This is a genomic window from Vibrio thalassae (genome assembly GCF_900089835.1).
In the GTDB taxonomy this organism is placed as follows: Bacteria; Pseudomonadota; Gammaproteobacteria; order Enterobacterales; family Vibrionaceae; genus Vibrio; species Vibrio thalassae.
In genome coordinates, this window is sequence record NZ_OANU01000085.1 from 1 (window position 1) to 15,769 (window position 15,769).

At 45.6% G+C, this 15,769-nt stretch carries 31 protein-coding genes and 2 pseudogenes; 32 read left to right on the top strand and 1 reads right to left on the bottom strand.

What is annotated here, in order from left to right:
* From VTH8203_RS17980 to rplQ, 31 genes are all read left to right on the top strand, one after another.
* A partial coding sequence (locus tag VTH8203_RS17980) for an EF-Tu C-terminal domain-related protein (protein WP_503169856.1) occupies positions 1-209 on the top strand: 209 nt, incomplete at its 5' end.
* Between the two features lie 183 nt (positions 210-392).
* The gene (locus tag VTH8203_RS17985) at positions 393-581 is read left to right on the top strand and encodes a (2Fe-2S)-binding protein (protein ID WP_096994891.1); all 189 of its coding nucleotides are present in this window, start codon (positions 393-395) and stop codon (positions 579-581) included.
* A gap of 82 nt (positions 582-663) precedes the next feature.
* Positions 664-1,140: a bacterioferritin gene (gene bfr, locus VTH8203_RS17990; protein ID WP_096994892.1), complete on the top strand. Its 477-nt coding sequence runs from the start codon at positions 664-666 to the stop codon at positions 1,138-1,140.
* Between the two features lie 370 nt (positions 1,141-1,510).
* Positions 1,511-1,822: a 30S ribosomal protein S10 gene (gene rpsJ, locus VTH8203_RS17995; RefSeq protein WP_031495630.1), complete on the top strand. Its 312-nt coding sequence runs from the start codon at positions 1,511-1,513 to the stop codon at positions 1,820-1,822.
* A gap of 14 nt (positions 1,823-1,836) precedes the next feature.
* Positions 1,837-2,466, top strand: a complete 630-nt coding sequence (rplC, locus tag VTH8203_RS18000) for a 50S ribosomal protein L3 (protein WP_063604645.1) — start codon at positions 1,837-1,839, stop codon at positions 2,464-2,466.
* Between the two features lie 16 nt (positions 2,467-2,482).
* On the top strand, positions 2,483-3,085 hold the full coding sequence (gene rplD, locus VTH8203_RS18005) for a 50S ribosomal protein L4 (RefSeq protein ID WP_096994893.1): 603 nt from the start codon (positions 2,483-2,485) through the stop codon (positions 3,083-3,085).
* The gene (rplW, locus tag VTH8203_RS18010; RefSeq protein ID WP_031495626.1) at positions 3,082-3,384 is read left to right on the top strand and encodes a 50S ribosomal protein L23; all 303 of its coding nucleotides are present in this window, start codon (positions 3,082-3,084) and stop codon (positions 3,382-3,384) included. Before rplD ends, rplW begins: the two co-directional genes overlap by 4 nt.
* Before the next feature lie 16 nt (positions 3,385-3,400).
* Positions 3,401-4,225, top strand: a complete 825-nt coding sequence (gene rplB / locus VTH8203_RS18015; RefSeq protein WP_096994894.1) for a 50S ribosomal protein L2 — start codon at positions 3,401-3,403, stop codon at positions 4,223-4,225.
* A 19-nt stretch (positions 4,226-4,244) separates the two neighbouring features.
* Positions 4,245-4,523, top strand: coding sequence for a 30S ribosomal protein S19 (gene rpsS, locus VTH8203_RS18020; protein WP_031495622.1), 279 nt, complete (start codon positions 4,245-4,247; stop codon positions 4,521-4,523).
* Positions 4,524-4,533: 10 nt separating this feature from the next.
* On the top strand, positions 4,534-4,866 hold the full coding sequence (gene rplV, locus VTH8203_RS18025; RefSeq protein WP_031495620.1) for a 50S ribosomal protein L22: 333 nt from the start codon (positions 4,534-4,536) through the stop codon (positions 4,864-4,866).
* Positions 4,867-4,882: 16 nt separating this feature from the next.
* Positions 4,883-5,581 (top strand): 30S ribosomal protein S3, encoded by a 699-nt coding sequence (gene rpsC / locus VTH8203_RS18030; protein ID WP_006075724.1) that lies wholly within the window; start codon positions 4,883-4,885, stop codon positions 5,579-5,581.
* Positions 5,582-5,592: 11 nt separating this feature from the next.
* Positions 5,593-6,003: a 50S ribosomal protein L16 gene (gene rplP, locus VTH8203_RS18035; protein WP_096994895.1), complete on the top strand. Its 411-nt coding sequence runs from the start codon at positions 5,593-5,595 to the stop codon at positions 6,001-6,003.
* Positions 6,003-6,194, top strand: a complete 192-nt coding sequence (gene rpmC / locus VTH8203_RS18040) for a 50S ribosomal protein L29 (protein ID WP_004410456.1) — start codon at positions 6,003-6,005, stop codon at positions 6,192-6,194. Before rplP ends, rpmC begins: the two co-directional genes overlap by 1 nt.
* A complete protein-coding gene (gene rpsQ / locus VTH8203_RS18045; protein ID WP_063604644.1) occupies positions 6,194-6,448 on the top strand; it encodes a 30S ribosomal protein S17 in 255 nt (84 codons plus the stop codon). The genes rpmC and rpsQ overlap by 1 nt, the downstream gene beginning before the upstream one ends.
* 160 nt (positions 6,449-6,608) lie before the next feature.
* The gene (gene rplN, locus VTH8203_RS18050; protein ID WP_006075569.1) at positions 6,609-6,980 is read left to right on the top strand and encodes a 50S ribosomal protein L14; all 372 of its coding nucleotides are present in this window, start codon (positions 6,609-6,611) and stop codon (positions 6,978-6,980) included.
* Positions 6,981-6,991: 11 nt separating this feature from the next.
* Positions 6,992-7,309: a 50S ribosomal protein L24 gene (rplX, locus tag VTH8203_RS18055; RefSeq protein ID WP_096994896.1), complete on the top strand. Its 318-nt coding sequence runs from the start codon at positions 6,992-6,994 to the stop codon at positions 7,307-7,309.
* A gap of 25 nt (positions 7,310-7,334) precedes the next feature.
* Positions 7,335-7,874 carry a 50S ribosomal protein L5 gene (gene rplE, locus VTH8203_RS18060; protein WP_006075572.1) on the top strand — a complete coding sequence of 180 codons (540 nt, stop codon included), beginning with the start codon at positions 7,335-7,337 and terminating at the stop codon, positions 7,872-7,874.
* A 17-nt stretch (positions 7,875-7,891) separates the two neighbouring features.
* Positions 7,892-8,197: a 30S ribosomal protein S14 gene (rpsN, locus tag VTH8203_RS18065; protein WP_006075573.1), complete on the top strand. Its 306-nt coding sequence runs from the start codon at positions 7,892-7,894 to the stop codon at positions 8,195-8,197.
* A gap of 29 nt (positions 8,198-8,226) precedes the next feature.
* A complete protein-coding gene (gene rpsH, locus VTH8203_RS18070) occupies positions 8,227-8,619 on the top strand; it encodes a 30S ribosomal protein S8 (protein WP_006075574.1) in 393 nt (130 codons plus the stop codon).
* Positions 8,620-8,631: 12 nt separating this feature from the next.
* Positions 8,632-9,165 (top strand): 50S ribosomal protein L6, encoded by a 534-nt coding sequence (rplF, locus tag VTH8203_RS18075; protein ID WP_096994897.1) that lies wholly within the window; start codon positions 8,632-8,634, stop codon positions 9,163-9,165.
* Positions 9,166-9,174: 9 nt separating this feature from the next.
* Positions 9,175-9,528 carry a 50S ribosomal protein L18 gene (rplR, locus tag VTH8203_RS18080; protein WP_006075576.1) on the top strand — a complete coding sequence of 118 codons (354 nt, stop codon included), beginning with the start codon at positions 9,175-9,177 and terminating at the stop codon, positions 9,526-9,528.
* A gap of 14 nt (positions 9,529-9,542) precedes the next feature.
* Positions 9,543-10,043 carry a 30S ribosomal protein S5 gene (gene rpsE / locus VTH8203_RS18085; RefSeq protein WP_031493227.1) on the top strand — a complete coding sequence of 167 codons (501 nt, stop codon included), beginning with the start codon at positions 9,543-9,545 and terminating at the stop codon, positions 10,041-10,043.
* Positions 10,044-10,050: 7 nt separating this feature from the next.
* A complete protein-coding gene (gene rpmD / locus VTH8203_RS18090) occupies positions 10,051-10,227 on the top strand; it encodes a 50S ribosomal protein L30 (protein WP_004410429.1) in 177 nt (58 codons plus the stop codon).
* Positions 10,228-10,232: 5 nt separating this feature from the next.
* Positions 10,233-10,667, top strand: coding sequence for a 50S ribosomal protein L15 (gene rplO / locus VTH8203_RS18095; protein ID WP_096994898.1), 435 nt, complete (start codon positions 10,233-10,235; stop codon positions 10,665-10,667).
* Between the two features lie 20 nt (positions 10,668-10,687).
* Positions 10,688-12,022: a preprotein translocase subunit SecY gene (gene secY / locus VTH8203_RS18100; protein WP_006075579.1), complete on the top strand. Its 1,335-nt coding sequence runs from the start codon at positions 10,688-10,690 to the stop codon at positions 12,020-12,022.
* A gap of 39 nt (positions 12,023-12,061) precedes the next feature.
* The gene (gene rpmJ, locus VTH8203_RS18105; RefSeq protein ID WP_000868186.1) at positions 12,062-12,175 is read left to right on the top strand and encodes a 50S ribosomal protein L36; all 114 of its coding nucleotides are present in this window, start codon (positions 12,062-12,064) and stop codon (positions 12,173-12,175) included.
* Between the two features lie 148 nt (positions 12,176-12,323).
* On the top strand, positions 12,324-12,680 hold the full coding sequence (gene rpsM, locus VTH8203_RS18110; RefSeq protein WP_005450559.1) for a 30S ribosomal protein S13: 357 nt from the start codon (positions 12,324-12,326) through the stop codon (positions 12,678-12,680).
* A gap of 18 nt (positions 12,681-12,698) precedes the next feature.
* Positions 12,699-13,088 (top strand): 30S ribosomal protein S11, encoded by a 390-nt coding sequence (gene rpsK, locus VTH8203_RS18115; protein WP_001118870.1) that lies wholly within the window; start codon positions 12,699-12,701, stop codon positions 13,086-13,088.
* Between the two features lie 27 nt (positions 13,089-13,115).
* Positions 13,116-13,736, top strand: coding sequence for a 30S ribosomal protein S4 (rpsD, locus tag VTH8203_RS18120; protein ID WP_031493229.1), 621 nt, complete (start codon positions 13,116-13,118; stop codon positions 13,734-13,736).
* Positions 13,737-13,760: 24 nt separating this feature from the next.
* Positions 13,761-14,753: a DNA-directed RNA polymerase subunit alpha gene (locus VTH8203_RS18125; RefSeq protein WP_038228852.1), complete on the top strand. Its 993-nt coding sequence runs from the start codon at positions 13,761-13,763 to the stop codon at positions 14,751-14,753.
* A gap of 26 nt (positions 14,754-14,779) precedes the next feature.
* Positions 14,780-15,166, top strand: a complete 387-nt coding sequence (rplQ, locus tag VTH8203_RS18130; protein ID WP_031493230.1) for a 50S ribosomal protein L17 — start codon at positions 14,780-14,782, stop codon at positions 15,164-15,166.
* 84 nt (positions 15,167-15,250) lie between these two features.
* Here the strand turns inward: rplQ and VTH8203_RS18135 are convergent.
* A pseudogene (locus VTH8203_RS18135) lies at positions 15,251-15,550 on the bottom strand (DUF2780 domain-containing protein); the annotation flags it as partial.
* Positions 15,551-15,653: 103 nt separating this feature from the next.
* On the opposite strand from VTH8203_RS18135, the pseudogene VTH8203_RS25795 reads away from it, so the two are divergent.
* Positions 15,654-15,769: pseudogene (locus VTH8203_RS25795) on the top strand (IS982 family transposase); the annotation flags it as partial.

The following is a 15,769-nucleotide window of genomic DNA, read 5'->3' on the forward strand; positions in this document are numbered from 1 at the left end:
GCTACCGTCCACAGTTCTACTTCCGTACAACTGACGTAACTGGTGACATCTCTCTACCAGAAGGCGTAGAAATGGTAATGCCAGGTGACAACATCCAAATGCAAGTTGAGCTAATCGCTCCAATCGCAATGGACGAAGGTCTACGTTTCGCTATCCGTGAAGGTGGCCGTACAGTAGGTGCTGGTGTTGTTGCTAAGATCTTCGACTAATATTTAGTTGATAATCGCAATAAACGCGAAAAGAGGAGCTTAGGCTCCTCTTTTTTTTGCACAACTAAATGTATTCCTTGTTCAGTGGGTTAGCCGATTGCTGTCAGCTTAATCCAAAATAGCACTGGTAATGCTAACAATTCTTGTTTATATTTATATCCGTGAATTGTTTAAGGTTGTATTATGTTTGTTTGTCTTTGCCACGGCATCTCTGATAAAAAATTGCGTAAGCTTGCTATCGAAGAGGGTATCAGCGATATGCGCACCATCAGAAAATGCACTTCTCTTGGCTCTCAATGTGGCAAGTGTGTGAAACAAGCGAAAGAAATCTTAACCGAGACACAGGCGCTTCAGCTTGCAAAAGTAGGCTAACTTCAAGACCATCGCCAGGTCACTTTGACACCTCCCTAATAGGTTCTACATTTAATAGTGGGCCAAAGAAGAGGTTTTTGTCATGAAAGGCGATCCAATCATAATTCAACATCTCAATAAAATTCTCGGCAATGAGCTGGTTGCTATCAATCAATATTTTCTGCACGCAAGAATGTATAAAGACTGGGGCTTAAAGCACCTAGCAGATAAGGAATATCACGAATCCATCGATGAAATGAACCACGCTGATCATCTCATTGAGCGCATCTTATTTTTAGAGGGACTGCCCAATTTGCAAGATTTGGGCAAGCTGATGATCGGTGAGGACACCAAAGAAATGCTGGAGTGCGATTTGAAGCTAGAAATGGAAGCTATCCCGGACTTAAAAGATGCAATTGCCTACGCAGAAGATACTCGTGACTTTGTATCACGAGATATATTTCAAACAATTCTAGAAGATGAAGAAGAGCATGTTGATTGGTTAGAAACCCAGTTAGGGCTCATCGACAAGGTCGGTATTGAAAACTATTTACAAGCTCAATTTGTTGATGAAGAATAAACAATAAAGGGGCCTAGGTGCGATGCTTGGGCCTTCATCAAAAACATTTCTGATTAATTTTCCCTCAGTGCTTGCATCCCTTTTTGTGATCTGTATAATGCGTCGCACTGGTTAAGCCAGTTGTGAACCAATGAGCAAAGAGGAGTAAGTGACTCACTTCGGTAAATCACTTAGTAACGTAGACTCAGCTTATGTTCGCAGTTAATACAATTAACCCGCTATCTATGATAGTAGGCTAATCGAAAATTAGCTGACAATGCGCTCAATTGGAGTGCTACGGTTTCACATAAATCAATCGACATTCTCTCGTCTTTGCGAGTATGAGTGGCGATATTGTTTGTGTAATAATTAATTATTGGAGCTCTGTCTCATGCAGAACCAACGTATTCGTATCCGCCTAAAGGCTTTCGATTATAAACTAATCGACCAGTCTACTGCGGAAATCGTTGAAACAGCTAAGCGTACCGGCGCACAGGTTCGTGGTCCAATTCCACTACCTACTCGTAAAGAGCGTTTCACTGTTCTTATCTCTCCACACGTCAACAAAGATGCACGTGACCAGTACGAAATCCGTACTCACAAGCGTTTGATCGACATCGTTGAGCCAACAGACAAAACTGTTGATGCTCTAATGCGTCTTGATCTTGCTGCTGGCGTTGATGTTCAAATCAGCCTAGGTTAAGGGAGATTAGAAGAATGATTGGTCTAGTCGGACGTAAAGTGGGTATGACCCGCATTTTTACCGAAGAAGGCGTTTCTATCCCTGTAACAGTTGTTGAGGTTGAAGCGAACCGTGTAACTCAAGTACGTACACTTGATACTGACGGTTATGCAGCAATCCAAGTAACTGCGGGTGCTAAGAAAGCTAGCCGTGTTTCTAAGCCAGAAGCTGGCCACTTTGCGAAAGCAGGTGTTGAAGCAGGTCGCGGTCTTTGGGAATTCCGTTTGGAAAACGGTGAAGAGTTTGAAGTTGGCGCTGAGCTAAACGTAGAACTATTCAACGACGTTAAAAAAGTAGACGTTACTGGTACATCTAAGGGTAAAGGCTTCCAAGGCGCTGTTAAGCGTTGGAACTTCGCTACTCAAGATATGACACACGGTAACTCTTTGTCTCACCGTGCACCGGGTTCAATTGGTCAATGCCAAACTCCAGGTCGCGTATTTAAAGGCAAAAAAATGGCAGGTCACATGGGTGCAGAGCGTGTAACGACTCAAAACCTAGAGATCGTACGTGTTGACGCTGAGCGCAATCTGCTTCTTATTAAAGGTGCAGTCCCAGGCGCAACTGGCGGCAACGTGATCGTTAAACCAGCTATTAAAGCTTAACGTCTAGGAGTAAGTAATGGAATTGATGGTTAAAGGTGCTGATGCACTAACTGTTTCCGAGACTACTTTCGGACGTGACTTCAACGAAGCTCTTGTACACCAAGTAGTTGTTGCTTATGCAGCAGGTGCTCGTCAAGGTACTCGCGCTCAAAAGACTCGTTCTGAAGTATCTGGCGGTGGCGCTAAGCCATGGCGTCAAAAAGGTACTGGCCGTGCTCGTGCTGGTACAATCCGTAGCCCTATCTGGCGTACAGGTGGTGTTACTTTTGCTGCGAAACCACAAGATCACAGCCAAAAAGTAAACAAGAAAATGTACCGCGGTGCTATGAAGAGCATTCTTTCTGAGCTAGTTCGTCAAGAGCGTCTAATCGTTGTTGATAACTTCTCTGTAGAAGCTCCAAAAACTAAAGAGCTTGTAGCTAAGCTTAAAGAGCTTGAGCTAACAGATGCGCTAATCGTGACTAGCGAAGTAGATGAGAATCTATTCCTAGCTGCTCGTAACCTATACAAGGTTGACGCACGTGACGTTGCTGGTATCGATCCAGTTTCACTAATCGCGTTCGACAAAGTTGTAATTACTGCGCAAGCAGTTAAGCAAGTTGAGGAGATGCTAGCATGATCACTGAAGAGCGTATCCTAAAAGTTCTACGTGCTCCTCATATCTCTGAGAAAGCAACTATGGCAGCTGAGAAAGCGAACACTATCGTTTTCAAAGTAGCTAAAGATGCAACTAAAAAAGAGATCAAGGCAGCTGTAGAAAAGCTATTTGAAGTTGAAGTTAAGTCTGTAAATACTCTTATTCTTAAGGGTAAGACTAAACGTCAAGGTCTACGTCAAGGTCGCCGCAGCGACGTTAAGAAGGCGTATGTGACTCTGGCGGAAGGTCAAGATCTTGACTTCGTTGGCGGTGCGGAATAACAGGAGTAGTTAAACAATGGCTATTGTTAAATGTAAGCCGACTTCCCCTGGTCGTCGTCACGTAGTTAAAGTTGTTAACGCTGACCTACACAAAGGTAAGCCTTACGCTCCACTTCTAGAGAAAAACTCTAAGAACGGTGGTCGTAACAACAACGGTCGTATCACAGTACGTCACATCGGTGGTGGTCACAAGCATCACTATCGTTTGATCGATTTCAAACGTACTAAAGATGGCATCCCAGCGAAAGTTGAGCGCCTAGAATACGATCCAAACCGTAGCGCAAACATCGCTCTAGTTCTGTACGCAGACGGTGAGCGTCGCTACATCATTGCACCAAAGGGCATCCAAGCGGGTGACCAAATCCAATCTGGTGTTGATGCGCCTATCAAAGCAGGTAACACTCTGCCAATGCGCAACATCCCAGTAGGTTCTACAGTTCACTGTGTTGAACTAAAACCTGGTAAAGGTGCACAAATTGCTCGTTCTGCTGGTGCATACGCACAACTTATCGCTCGCGATGGTGCATATGTAACTCTACGCCTACGTTCAGGCGAAATGCGCAAAGTACTATCTGAAGGCCGTGCAACAATCGGTGAAGTAGGTAATGCTGAGCACATGCTACGTGAACTGGGTAAAGCTGGTGCTAGCCGCTGGCGCGGTGTTCGTCCAACCGTTCGCGGTGTGGTTATGAACCCGGTAGACCACCCACACGGTGGTGGTGAAGGTCGTACTTCTGGTGGCCGTCACCCAGTATCTCCTTGGGGTCAGCCAACTAAAGGCTTTAAGACTCGTAAGAACAAGCGCACTGACAAGTACATCGTACGTCGTCGTAACAAGTAATCTATAAAGAGGAATCGCCATGCCACGTTCTCTCAAGAAAGGTCCTTTTATTGACCTACACTTGCTGAAGAAGGTAGAGAAAGCGGTGGAAAGCGGAGACAAAAAGCCTGTTAAGACTTGGTCCCGTCGTTCAATGATCATTCCATCAATGATTGGTTTGACCATCGCTGTCCATAATGGTCGTCAGCACGTACCAGTATTCGTAACCGAAGAAATGATCGGTCACAAACTGGGTGAATTTGCACCAACTCGCACTTATCGCGGCCACGCTGCTGATAAGAAAGCTAAGAAGAAATAAGGAGTAGATGATGGAAGCTATCGCTAAACATAACTTTGCTCGTATTTCTCCACAGAAAGCTCGCTTAGTTGCAGACCAAATCCGCGGTAAAAACGTGGATCAAGCTCTTGAACTACTAACTTTCAGCAACAAAAAAGCTGCTGTACTAGTTAAGAAAGTTCTTGAATCAGCAATCGCGAATGCGGAACACAACGAAGGTGCAGATATCGACGATCTATCAGTCGCTAAAATCTTCGTAGATGAAGGCCCAATCATGAAGCGTATCATGCCTCGTGCTAAAGGCCGTGCGGACCGTATCTTGAAGCGTTCTTGCCACATCACTGTTGTTGTTGCAGACGCTTAAGACTAGGAGATAAGCAATGGGTCAGAAAGTACATCCTAATGGTATTCGTCTTGGCATCGTTAAGCCTTGGAATGCTACATGGTTTGCTAACACCAAAGAATTCGCTGACAACCTAGACGGCGACTTCAAGGTACGTCAGTTCCTTACTAAGGAACTAGCAAAAGCGTCTCTTTCACGTATCGTTATCGAGCGTCCAGCTAAGAGCATTCGTGTGACTATTCACACTGCTCGTCCTGGCGTTGTTATCGGTAAGAAAGGTGAAGACGTTGAGAAGCTACGCACTGCTGTAGCTAAAATCGCAGGTGTACCAGCGCAGATTAACATCGCTGAGGTACGTAAGCCTGAGCTAGACGGCCAACTTGTGGCTGATAGCATCGCGTCTCAACTTGAGCGTCGTGTTATGTTCCGTCGCGCTATGAAGCGTGCGGTTCAAAACGCTATGCGTCTTGGCGCTAAAGGTATCAAAGTGGAAGTAAGCGGTCGTCTAGGCGGCGCTGAAATCGCACGTTCTGAGTGGTATCGTGAAGGTCGTGTGCCTCTACATACTCTACGTGCTGACATTGATTACGCAACTTCTTCGGCTCACACTCAATATGGTGTGATCGGCATTAAAGTTTGGATCTTCAAAGGTGAGATTCTAGGCGGTATGCCAGCAGCTAACGCTGTAGAGCCAAAAGGCGATAAGCCTAAGAAGCAGCGCAAAGGCCGTAAGTAAGGAGTCGACAGATGCTACAACCTAAACGTACTAAGTTCCGTAAGGTTCAGACTGGTCGCAACCGTGGTCTAGCTAAAGGTACAGACGTAAGCTTCGGCACATTCGGTCTTAAGGCTGTTGGTCGTGGTCGTCTTACTGCTCGTCAGATCGAAGCGGCTCGTCGTGCAATGACGCGTCACGTTAAGCGTCAAGGTAAAATCTGGATTCGTGTATTCCCAGACAAGCCTATCACAGAAAAACCACTAGAAGTTCGTCAAGGTAAGGGTAAAGGTAACGTTGAGTACTGGGTAGCCCAAATCCAACCTGGTAAGGTTATGTACGAAATGGACGGTGTACCTGAAGAGTTGGCACGTGAAGCGTTCCGCCTAGCGGCTCGTAAACTGCCATTCAAAACTACATTTGTAATTAAGCAGGTGATGTGATGAAAGCACAAGATCTACGCGAAAAAAGCGTTGAAGAGCTTAACGCCGAGCTATTGAATTTGCTACGCGAACAGTTCAACTTGCGCATGCAAGCTGCTACTGGTCAACTACAGCAGACTCATACTCTTAAAGCTGTACGCCGTGATATCGCACGTGTGAAAACTGTTTTGACTGAGAAGGCAGGCGCATAATGAGCGAACAAATTCGTACCCAACAAGGTCGTGTAATCAGCAACAAAGCTGACAAGTCTATTGTTGTTGCAATCGAACGCATGGTTAAACACCCAATTTACGGTAAATTCGTAAAGCGTACGACTAAACTACACGCACATGACGAAAACAACGAGTGTGGCATTGGCGACACTGTTGAAATTCGTGAGTGCCGTCCACTGTCTAAGATGAAATCTTGGACTTTGGTTAGCATTGTAGAAAAAGCGAAGATTTAATCGTTTTTTTTTATGAAAATCAAGCGGCTCCAAATTTTTTTTGGGGCCGCTTATTTTTTGTCTACCCAATCACAAAAAAGGGTGGTACAATTCGCGTCCCTTTAAAGAGGCAGCCCGACCCGAGAGGGTCTAGTTTTTAATATTTAGCGGAGCACTAACAATGATCCAAATGCAAAGTACACTTGACGCAGCAGATAACTCTGGCGCGCGCAAGGTAATGTGTATTAAGGTTCTGGGTGGCTCACACCGTCGTTATGCACACATCGGCGACATCATCAAAGTTACTGTGAAAGAAGCAATTCCTCGCGGTAAAGTTAAAAAAGGTGATGTTCTGAAGGCGGTAGTTGTTCGCACCCGTAAAGGCGTTCGTCGTCCAGACGGTTCTGTCATTCGCTTCGACCGTAATGCTTGTGTATTGTTAAACGACACTACTGAGCAACCAGTCGGCACACGTATCTTTGGTCCTGTGACTCGTGAACTTCGTAACGCGAAATTCATGAAAATTGTGTCACTAGCACCTGAAGTTCTGTAAGGAGCGTCAACATGGCAGCTAAAATCCGTCGTAACGACGAAGTAATCGTTCTTGCTGGTAAAGATAAAGGCAAGAAAGGTAAAGTAACTAAGGTTCTAGCAACCGGTAAAGTTATCGTTGAAGGTATCAACCTTGTTAAAAAACACCAAAAGCCTGTACCGGCTCTAGGTCAACAAGGTGGCATCGTTGAACAAGAAGCAGCTATTGATGCTTCTAACGTTGCAATCTTTAACGCGGCTACTGGCAAAGCTGACCGCATCGGTTTCCGTATTGAAGATGGCAAGAAAGTTCGTTTCTTCAAGTCTAACGGTGAAACTGTTTCTAACTAATTAGAAAGTAATTTGGAGTTCTACTATGGCGAAACTGCATGATTACTACAAGTCGTCTGTAGTTGCTGAATTGACCAAACAATTCAACTACTCAAGCGTCATGCAAGTCCCTAGGATTGAGAAAATCACCCTAAACATGGGCGTTGGTGAAGCAATCAACGATAAGAAACTGCTAGAAAACGCAGCAGCTGATATGGCAACGATCTCTGGTCAAAAGCCTCTTATCACTAAAGCGCGTAAATCTGTTGCTGGTTTCAAAATTCGTGAAGGCTACCCAATTGGTTGTAAAGTAACCTTGCGTGGCGAACGTATGTGGGAATTTTTAGAGCGTTTAATCTCTATCGCACTTCCACGTGTACGTGACTTCCGTGGCGTTAGCGCTAAGTCTTTTGACGGACGCGGTAACTACAGCATGGGCGTTCGCGAGCAAATCATCTTCCCGGAAATCGACTACGATAAAGTAGATCGTGTTCGCGGCCTAGACATCACTATTACGACGTCTGCTGCAAACGATGAGGAAGGCCGAGCTCTGCTGGCTGCCTTTAACTTCCCATTCCGTAAGTAAGGTGAAGGGTTACTGTTATGGCTAAACAATCAATGAAAGCGCGCGAAGTAAAACGCGCGAAGCTAGTAGCTAAGTTCGCTGAAAAGCGTGCAGCTCTAAAAGCTATCATCAGCGATGTAAACGCATCTGAAGAAGATCGTTGGAACGCGGTTCTTAAACTGCAGACTCTTCCACGTGATTCAAGTGCATCACGTCAGCGCAACCGTTGCAACCAAACTGGTCGCCCACACGGTTACCTACGTAAGTTCGGTCTAAGCCGTATCAAAGTTCGTGAAGCTTGCATGAAAGGCGAGATTCCTGGACTTCGTAAGGCTAGCTGGTAATTGCCACTTAATCATTTGGAGTAAATCTTATGAGCATGCAAGATCCGATTTCGGATATGCTGACCCGCATTCGTAACGGTCAGGCAGCAAACAAAGTTGCTGTTAAAATGCCTTCTTCAAAGCTTAAAGTTGCAATTGCTGCACTACTGAAAGCTGAAGGTTACATCGTTGACTTCGCTGTTGAAGGCGAAGCAAAACCAGAGCTAGAAGTTACTCTTAAGTACTTCCAAGCGAAACCTGTAATTGAGCAAATCAAACGTGTTTCACGTCCTGGTCTGCGTGTCTACAAAAACAAAGACTCGCTACCAACTGTGATGGGCGGTTTGGGTATTGCTGTTGTTTCTACTTCCAAGGGTCTGATGTCAGACCGCGCTGCACGTAAAGCAGGTCTTGGCGGTGAAATCATCTGTTACGTAGCTTAATAGGAGTAGATTATGTCTCGTGTTGCTAAGGCACCTGTCGCTATTCCAGCTGGCGTAGAGGTGAAACTTAACGGTCAAGAAATTACCGTTAAAGGCGCTAAAGGCGAACTAACTCGCGTTCTAAACAACGCTGTAGTTATTGCGCAAGAAGAGAACAACCTTACTTTCGGTCCACGCGATGGTGTTGTTAACGCATGGGCACAAGCAGGTACTGCTCGTGCACTAGTAAACAACATGGTTGTTGGTGTTACTGAAGGCTTTACTAAGAAGCTAACTCTTAAAGGTGTTGGTTACCGTGCTGCTATCAAAGGCAACGCTGTAGGTCTAACACTAGGCTTCTCTCACCCAGTTGAGCACGAGTTGCCAGCGGGTGTTAAAGCTGAATGTCCAAGCCAAACTGAAATCGTGATCACTGGTTGTGACAAGCAACTAGTTGGTCAAGTAGCGGCTGACATTCGTTCTTACCGTGAGCCTGAGCCTTATAAAGGTAAAGGTGTTCGTTACGCAGATGAAAATGTGCGTACTAAAGAAGCTAAGAAGAAGTAAGGTAACACTATGGATAAGAAAGCATCTCGCATCCGTCGTGCTACACGTGCACGTCGTAAGATTGCAGAACTGGGTGCAACTCGCCTAGTAGTACACCGTACTCCTCGTCACGTTTACGCTCAAGTAATCGCAGCGAACGGCTCTGAAGTAATCGCAGCCGCTTCTACGGTAGAAAAAGCAATTCGTGAAGAAGTTAAGAGTACTGGTAACATCGATGCAGCTAAAGCAGTAGGTAAAGCTATTGCTGAGCGCGCGCTTGAGAAAGGCGTATCTGCTGTTGCATTCGATCGTTCTGGTTTCCAATACCACGGTCGAGTAGCGGCGCTAGCAGAATCTGCTCGCGAAGCTGGTCTGAAATTCTAAGGTAGGGTTGGAAGATGGCTAAAGAACAACAACAAGCTAGTGATTTGCAAGAAAAGCTAATCGCAGTTAACCGTGTTTCTAAGACGGTTAAAGGTGGTCGAATCATGAGCTTCACTGCACTAACAGTAGTTGGTGACGGTAACGGTCGTGTAGGTTTCGGTTACGGTAAAGCCCGTGAAGTTCCTGCTGCGATTCAAAAAGCAATGGAAAAAGCGCGTCGTAACATGGTTACTGTAGCGCTAAACGAAGGCACTCTTCACCACCCGGTGAAAGGTCGCCACTCTGGCTCTAAAGTTTACATGCAGCCAGCAGCAGAAGGTACGGGTGTTATCGCAGGTGGTGCGATGCGTGCAGTACTAGAAGTTGCAGGTGTACACAACGTACTATCTAAAGCATACGGTTCTACGAACCCTATCAACATCGTTCGTGCAACGATCGATGCTCTAGGTAGCATGAAGTCACCAGAAATGGTTGCTGCTAAACGTGGTCTAACTGTTGAAGCTATTTCGGAGTAAGAACACCATGGCAACTATCAAAGTAACTCAAACTAAGAGCTCAATTGGTCGCCTACCTAAGCACAAAGCGTGTCTTAAAGGTCTTGGCCTTCGTAAAATCAACCACACAGTAGAACTTGAAGATACTCCGTGCGTGCGCGGCATGATCAACAAGGTTTACTACATGGTTAAAGTTGAGGAGTAATCAGAATGCGTTTGAATACTCTATCACCGGCTGCGGGTTCTAAGCCTTCTAAGAAGCGCGTAGGTCGTGGTATCGGTTCTGGCCTAGGTAAAACTGGTGGCCGTGGTCACAAAGGCCAAAAATCACGCTCTGGCGGCAGTGTTCGTCCAGGCTTCGAAGGCGGTCAAATGCCTTTGAAACAACGTCTACCTAAATTCGGTTTCACTTCTCGTAAGAGCCTAGTGTCTACTGAAGTTCGTCTAGCTGAGCTAGCGAAAGTAACTGGTGATGTTGTTGACCTAAACAGCCTTAAAGCAGCTAACGTTATCACTAAGAACATCGAATTTGTAAAAGTTGTTCTTTCAGGTGAAATCAACAAAGCTGTGACTGTTAAAGGTCTACGCGTGACTAAAGGCGCTAAAGCTGCAATCGAAGCTGCAGGCGGTAAAATCGAGGATTAATCTCGAGGGACGAGGTACAGATGGCTAAGAAACCAGGACAAGATTTTAGTAGTGCTAAGAGCGGCTTAAACGAACTCAAGTCGCGCCTTTTATTTGTAATTGGTGCACTTTTAGTGTTCCGCGCTGGCTCTTTTGTACCGATTCCTGGTATTGACGCGGCTGTACTTGCCGATTTGTTCGAACAGCAAAAAGGTACCATCGTAGAAATGTTTAACATGTTCTCCGGTGGTGCATTAGAGCGTGCATCTATTTTAGCACTGGGCATCATGCCGTATATTTCGGCGTCGATTGTTGTCCAGTTGCTAACTGTAGTTCATCCAGCGTTAGCCGAACTCAAGAAAGAGGGTGAGGCAGGGCGTCGTAAGATCAGCCAATATACGCGTTATGGTACGCTTGTACTTGCAACATTCCAGGCAATAGGTATCGCAACTGGCCTTCCAAACATGGTCAATAATCTGGTTGTTATCAACCAAACCATGTTTACGCTAATTGCAACCGTAAGTTTAGTAACTGGTACCATGTTCTTAATGTGGTTAGGTGAACAAATTACAGAGCGTGGAATCGGTAATGGTATTTCCATTCTGATTTTTGCAGGTATTGTTGCTGGATTGCCTTCGGCAATCGGTCAAACAATCGAGCAAGCGCGTCAAGGTGAACTGCACGTACTTCTTCTGCTGTTGATTGCTGTACTAGCTTTCGCAGTTATTTATTTTGTGGTCTTCATGGAGCGTGGTCAACGTCGTATCGTCGTCAACTACGCAAAACGCCAACAAGGCCGCAAAGTATTTGCTGCACAAAGCACACACCTACCGTTGAAAATCAACATGGCAGGTGTTATTCCAGCAATCTTTGCATCAAGTATTATCCTGTTCCCAGGAACATTGGCTCAGTGGTTTGGCCAAAATGGTGAGAGCAGCGCGTTCGGTTGGTTAACTGACGTGTCATTGGCTCTTAGCCCAGGTCAACCGTTGTATGTAATGCTTTATGCTGCAGCGATTATATTCTTCTGTTTCTTCTACACGGCGTTGGTATTCAACCCGCGTGAAACAGCAGATAACTTGAAGAAGTCTGGTGCGTTCGTACCCGGCATCCGCCCAGGTGAGCAGACAGCTAAATATATTGATAAAGTAATGACTAGACTTACCCTTGCTGGTGCTCTATATATTACCTTTATCTGTCTGATTCCCGAGTTCATGATGGTCGCGTGGAACGTTCGTTTCTACTTCGGCGGTACTTCACTACTTATCGTAGTGGTAGTAATTATGGACTTTATGGCACAGGTACAGACTCATCTGATGTCACAACAGTATGATTCTGTGTTGAAAAAAGCAAATCTGAAAGGGTACGGCCGTTAATACGGCGGTAGTCTCAGATTTCATTTACGGAGTTTAGCAATGAAAGTTCGTGCTTCCGTTAAAAAAATCTGCCGTAACTGCAAAGTTATCAAGCGCAACGGTGTTGTGCGTGTTATCTGCAGTGAGCCAAAGCACAAACAGCGCCAAGGCTAATTAAGCAGAAATTTTTACTTGAAATTAAAGGTATGGTCGAGTATATTCCTCGGCCTACCTTTTGCGTGCAAAAGAAGTAGCACTCCGCAGCGTATCCATAACGGGCTTTGCTGCGGCTATTCTTTTTAAGAAACACTAGGAGTGAATAATGGCCCGTATAGCCGGCATTAACATTCCTGATCAAAAACACGCTGTAATCGCTCTAACTGCGATCTACGGCATCGGTAAAACTCGCTCTCAAGCTATCCTAGCTGAAGTGGGTATTGCTGAAGATGTTAAGATCAGTGAACTAACTGAAGAGCAGATCGATCAACTGCGTGATGGTGTAGCTAAGTACACTGTAGAAGGTGATCTACGTCGTGAAGTATCAATGAACATCAAGCGTCTTATGGACCTTGGCTGTTACCGTGGTCTTCGTCATCGTCGCAGTCTACCACTACGTGGACAGCGTACTAAAACCAACGCTCGCACCCGCAAGGGTCCGCGTAAGCCGATCAAGAAATAATCGGGAAGGTAGAGTACAATGGCTAAACAACCAACTCGCGCTCGTAAGCGCGTACGCAAGCAAGTTGCAGATGGCGTTGCGCACATCCATGCTTCTTTCAATAACACAATCGTAACTATTACTGACCGTCAAGGTAACGCTCTAGCATGGGCTACTGCAGGTGGTTCAGGTTTCCGCGGTTCTCGTAAGTCTACTCCGTTCGCTGCACAGGTTGCTGCTGAGCGTTGTGCTGAAATGGCTAAAGAATACGGTCTTAAGAACTTGGAAGTTATGGTTAAGGGTCCAGGTCCAGGTCGTGAATCTACTGTTCGCGCTCTGAACGCTGCTGGTTTCCGCATCACGAACATCGTTGACGCGACACCAATCCCTCATAACGGTTGTCGTCCACCTAAGAAACGTCGCGTATAACGTTTCTAGGATAATTGGAGAAGAATCATGGCAAGATATTTGGGTCCTAAGCTGAAGCTTAGCCGTCGCGAAGGTACTGACTTATTCCTTAAGTCTGGTGTACGCGCGATCGATACCAAGTGTAAAATTGATAACGCACCAGGTGTACACGGCGCTCGTCGCGGTCGTCTATCTGAGTATGGCGTTCAGCTTCGTGAGAAGCAAAAGGTTCGTCGTATCTATGGCGTTCTAGAAAAACAATTCCGTAACTACTACAAAGAAGCCGCTCGCCTTAAAGGCAACACGGGTGAAAACCTACTTCAGCTTCTTGAAGGTCGTCTAGATAACGTAGTTTACCGCATGGGCTTTGGCGCAACTCGCGCAGAAGCACGTCAGCTAGTTAGCCACAAAGCTATCCTAGTTAACGGTAAAGTTGTAAACGTTCCTTCTTTCAAAGTTGCGGCTAACGACGTTGTTTCTATCCGCGAGAAAGCTAAACAGCAAGCTCGTATTAAAGCAGCTCTAGAAGTTGCAGAACAACGTGAAAAACCAACTTGGATTGAAGTAGATGCTGGCAAGATGGAAGGTACATTCAAGCGTATGCCTGAGCGTTCAGATCTATCTGCTGACATTAACGAACACTTGATCGTCGAGCTTTACTCTAAGTAAGGTTTAAACTAAAGAGAGGACACAATGCAGGGTTCTGTAACAGAATTTCTTAAGCCACGTCTTGTTGACATCGAACAGATCAGCACGACACACGCAAAAGTAACTCTTGAGCCATTAGAGCGTGGCTTTGGTCACACTCTAGGTAATGCACTTCGCCGTATTTTACTTTCGTCTATGCCAGGTTGTGCAGTGACTGAAGTTGAAATCGAAGGCGTTCTGCACGAGTACAGCACTAAAGAAGGTGTTCAAGAGGATATCCTTGAGATACTTCTAAACTTGAAAGGCCTAGCTGTTCGCGTTGCTGAAGGCAAAGATGAAGTGTTTATTACACTGAACAAATCAGGCTCAGGCCCTGTTGTTGCAGGTGACATCACCCATGATGGTGATGTAGAGATCGCTAACCCAGAACACGTTATTTGTCACCTAACGGATGACAACGCTGAGATTTCTATGCGAATCAAAGTTGAACGTGGTCGTGGTTACGTTCCAGCTTCAGCTCGTATCCATACTGAAGAAGATGAGCGTCCAATCGGTCGTCTGCTTGTTGACGCAACTTACAGCCCAGTAGACAAAATTGCCTACGCTGTAGAAGCGGCACGTGTTGAGCAGCGTACTGACTTAGACAAGCTTGTTATCGATATGGAAACGAACGGTACTCTAGAACCTGAGGAAGCTATCCGTCGCGCAGCTACTATCCTAGCTGAGCAATTGGATGCATTCGTAGATCTTCGTGATGTACGTGTTCCTGAGGAGAAAGAAGAGAAGCCGGAGTTCGATCCGATTCTACTGCGTCCTGTAGACGATCTTGAACTAACAGTTCGCTCTGCTAACTGTCTAAAAGCAGAAGCGATTCACTACATCGGTGATCTTGTACAGCGTACCGAGGTTGAGCTACTTAAAACGCCAAACCTTGGTAAAAAATCTCTTACTGAGATTAAAGACGTACTTGCATCACGTGGTCTTTCTCTTGGCATGCGCCTAGAAAATTGGCCACCAGCGTCTATCGCTGAAGATTAATCGATACTAGTTAGAAGGATTAGGTCATGCGCCATCGTAAGAGTGGTCGTCAACTCAACCGCAACAGCAGCCATCGCAAAGCGATGTTCAGCAATATGGCTAGCTCTCTTGTACGTCATGAAGTAATCAAGACTACATTGCCAAAAGCAAAAGAGCTACGTCGCGTAGTTGAGCCTTTGATTACACTAGCTAAGACTGACAGTGTTGCTAACCGTCGTCTAGCATTTGCACGTACTCGTGATAACGAAGTAGTTGCGAAACTATTCAACGAACTAGGTCCACGTTTTGCTGCTCGTCAGGGCGGTTATACTCGTATCCTAAAAGCTGGCTTCCGTGCTGGTGACAAAGCTCCAATGGCTTACATTGAGCTTGTAGATCGCCCAGAAGCATCTGAAGAAGCTGCTGCTGAGTAATCAGTGGGTTCGTAAGAACTGAAAAGCCGAGCATTTATGCTCGGCTTTTTTGTATCTATGCAACTACAAACAGTAATGGCTAGGCTATTGCCATAAGCTGCTCAGCGAGCTCATTAAACCGCTACTCGCACCTTGTGTACCGAGATAATTCAAAATCACTGGAGCGAATTGAGAAATCAGTGCAGGATCCAGTCCTACAGATGCAAACGCATTTTTAACGCTTTCCATATTTTCAACAGAACTGAGTAAACCACTGCCAGTCAGCGTACTTAACCCCGGAATTAACGAGTTCAATTCACTCTTTTGTCTCGAGCTTAATTGAGTCTGAGCGAAAGAGAGTAACGCGCCAGCACCTGTCGTGGCTTGTTGTGGTGACACCGAAAGTTGTTTAACTAACCTGAACTCGGGATAAAAAAAGAAGGGAACTAAAAGCTGGTTCTGCGATCAGATCTTTCGACCAAGAGAGACTTATCACAAGGAACCAGCTATGCACAAATTAGTGGACTTATTTTGCCATGTCGATGACTTTTGTCAGGCTTTTCTACCCCAGTGGCAAAAACTTCAGCTTGAGAGCGGCGTACGGAAGCGTAATCGCAAAGGCCG

Bases quoted from the DNA above. Each gene is read 5' to 3' on its own strand.
- VTH8203_RS17985 (WP_096994891.1), top strand. From the start codon at position 393: ATGTTTGTTTGTCTTTGCCACGGCATCTCTGATAAAAAATTGCGTAAG.
- bfr (WP_096994892.1), top strand. From the start codon at position 664: ATGAAAGGCGATCCAATCATAATTCAACATCTCAATAAAATTCTCGGC.
- rpsJ (WP_031495630.1), top strand. From the start codon at position 1,511: ATGCAGAACCAACGTATTCGTATCCGCCTAAAGGCTTTCGATTATAAA.
- rplC (WP_063604645.1), top strand. From the start codon at position 1,837: ATGATTGGTCTAGTCGGACGTAAAGTGGGTATGACCCGCATTTTTACC.
- rplD (WP_096994893.1), top strand. From the start codon at position 2,483: ATGGAATTGATGGTTAAAGGTGCTGATGCACTAACTGTTTCCGAGACT.
- rplW (WP_031495626.1), top strand. From the start codon at position 3,082: ATGATCACTGAAGAGCGTATCCTAAAAGTTCTACGTGCTCCTCATATC.
- rplB (WP_096994894.1), top strand. From the start codon at position 3,401: ATGGCTATTGTTAAATGTAAGCCGACTTCCCCTGGTCGTCGTCACGTA.
- rpsS (WP_031495622.1), top strand. From the start codon at position 4,245: ATGCCACGTTCTCTCAAGAAAGGTCCTTTTATTGACCTACACTTGCTG.
- rplV (WP_031495620.1), top strand. From the start codon at position 4,534: ATGGAAGCTATCGCTAAACATAACTTTGCTCGTATTTCTCCACAGAAA.
- rpsC (WP_006075724.1), top strand. From the start codon at position 4,883: ATGGGTCAGAAAGTACATCCTAATGGTATTCGTCTTGGCATCGTTAAG.
- rplP (WP_096994895.1), top strand. From the start codon at position 5,593: ATGCTACAACCTAAACGTACTAAGTTCCGTAAGGTTCAGACTGGTCGC.
- rpmC (WP_004410456.1), top strand. From the start codon at position 6,003: ATGAAAGCACAAGATCTACGCGAAAAAAGCGTTGAAGAGCTTAACGCC.
- rpsQ (WP_063604644.1), top strand. From the start codon at position 6,194: ATGAGCGAACAAATTCGTACCCAACAAGGTCGTGTAATCAGCAACAAA.
- rplN (WP_006075569.1), top strand. From the start codon at position 6,609: ATGATCCAAATGCAAAGTACACTTGACGCAGCAGATAACTCTGGCGCG.
- rplX (WP_096994896.1), top strand. From the start codon at position 6,992: ATGGCAGCTAAAATCCGTCGTAACGACGAAGTAATCGTTCTTGCTGGT.
- rplE (WP_006075572.1), top strand. From the start codon at position 7,335: ATGGCGAAACTGCATGATTACTACAAGTCGTCTGTAGTTGCTGAATTG.
- rpsN (WP_006075573.1), top strand. From the start codon at position 7,892: ATGGCTAAACAATCAATGAAAGCGCGCGAAGTAAAACGCGCGAAGCTA.
- rpsH (WP_006075574.1), top strand. From the start codon at position 8,227: ATGAGCATGCAAGATCCGATTTCGGATATGCTGACCCGCATTCGTAAC.
- rplF (WP_096994897.1), top strand. From the start codon at position 8,632: ATGTCTCGTGTTGCTAAGGCACCTGTCGCTATTCCAGCTGGCGTAGAG.
- rplR (WP_006075576.1), top strand. From the start codon at position 9,175: ATGGATAAGAAAGCATCTCGCATCCGTCGTGCTACACGTGCACGTCGT.
- rpsE (WP_031493227.1), top strand. From the start codon at position 9,543: ATGGCTAAAGAACAACAACAAGCTAGTGATTTGCAAGAAAAGCTAATC.
- rpmD (WP_004410429.1), top strand. From the start codon at position 10,051: ATGGCAACTATCAAAGTAACTCAAACTAAGAGCTCAATTGGTCGCCTA.
- rplO (WP_096994898.1), top strand. From the start codon at position 10,233: ATGCGTTTGAATACTCTATCACCGGCTGCGGGTTCTAAGCCTTCTAAG.
- secY (WP_006075579.1), top strand. From the start codon at position 10,688: ATGGCTAAGAAACCAGGACAAGATTTTAGTAGTGCTAAGAGCGGCTTA.
- rpmJ (WP_000868186.1), top strand. From the start codon at position 12,062: ATGAAAGTTCGTGCTTCCGTTAAAAAAATCTGCCGTAACTGCAAAGTT.
- rpsM (WP_005450559.1), top strand. From the start codon at position 12,324: ATGGCCCGTATAGCCGGCATTAACATTCCTGATCAAAAACACGCTGTA.
- rpsK (WP_001118870.1), top strand. From the start codon at position 12,699: ATGGCTAAACAACCAACTCGCGCTCGTAAGCGCGTACGCAAGCAAGTT.
- rpsD (WP_031493229.1), top strand. From the start codon at position 13,116: ATGGCAAGATATTTGGGTCCTAAGCTGAAGCTTAGCCGTCGCGAAGGT.
- VTH8203_RS18125 (WP_038228852.1), top strand. From the start codon at position 13,761: ATGCAGGGTTCTGTAACAGAATTTCTTAAGCCACGTCTTGTTGACATC.
- rplQ (WP_031493230.1), top strand. From the start codon at position 14,780: ATGCGCCATCGTAAGAGTGGTCGTCAACTCAACCGCAACAGCAGCCAT.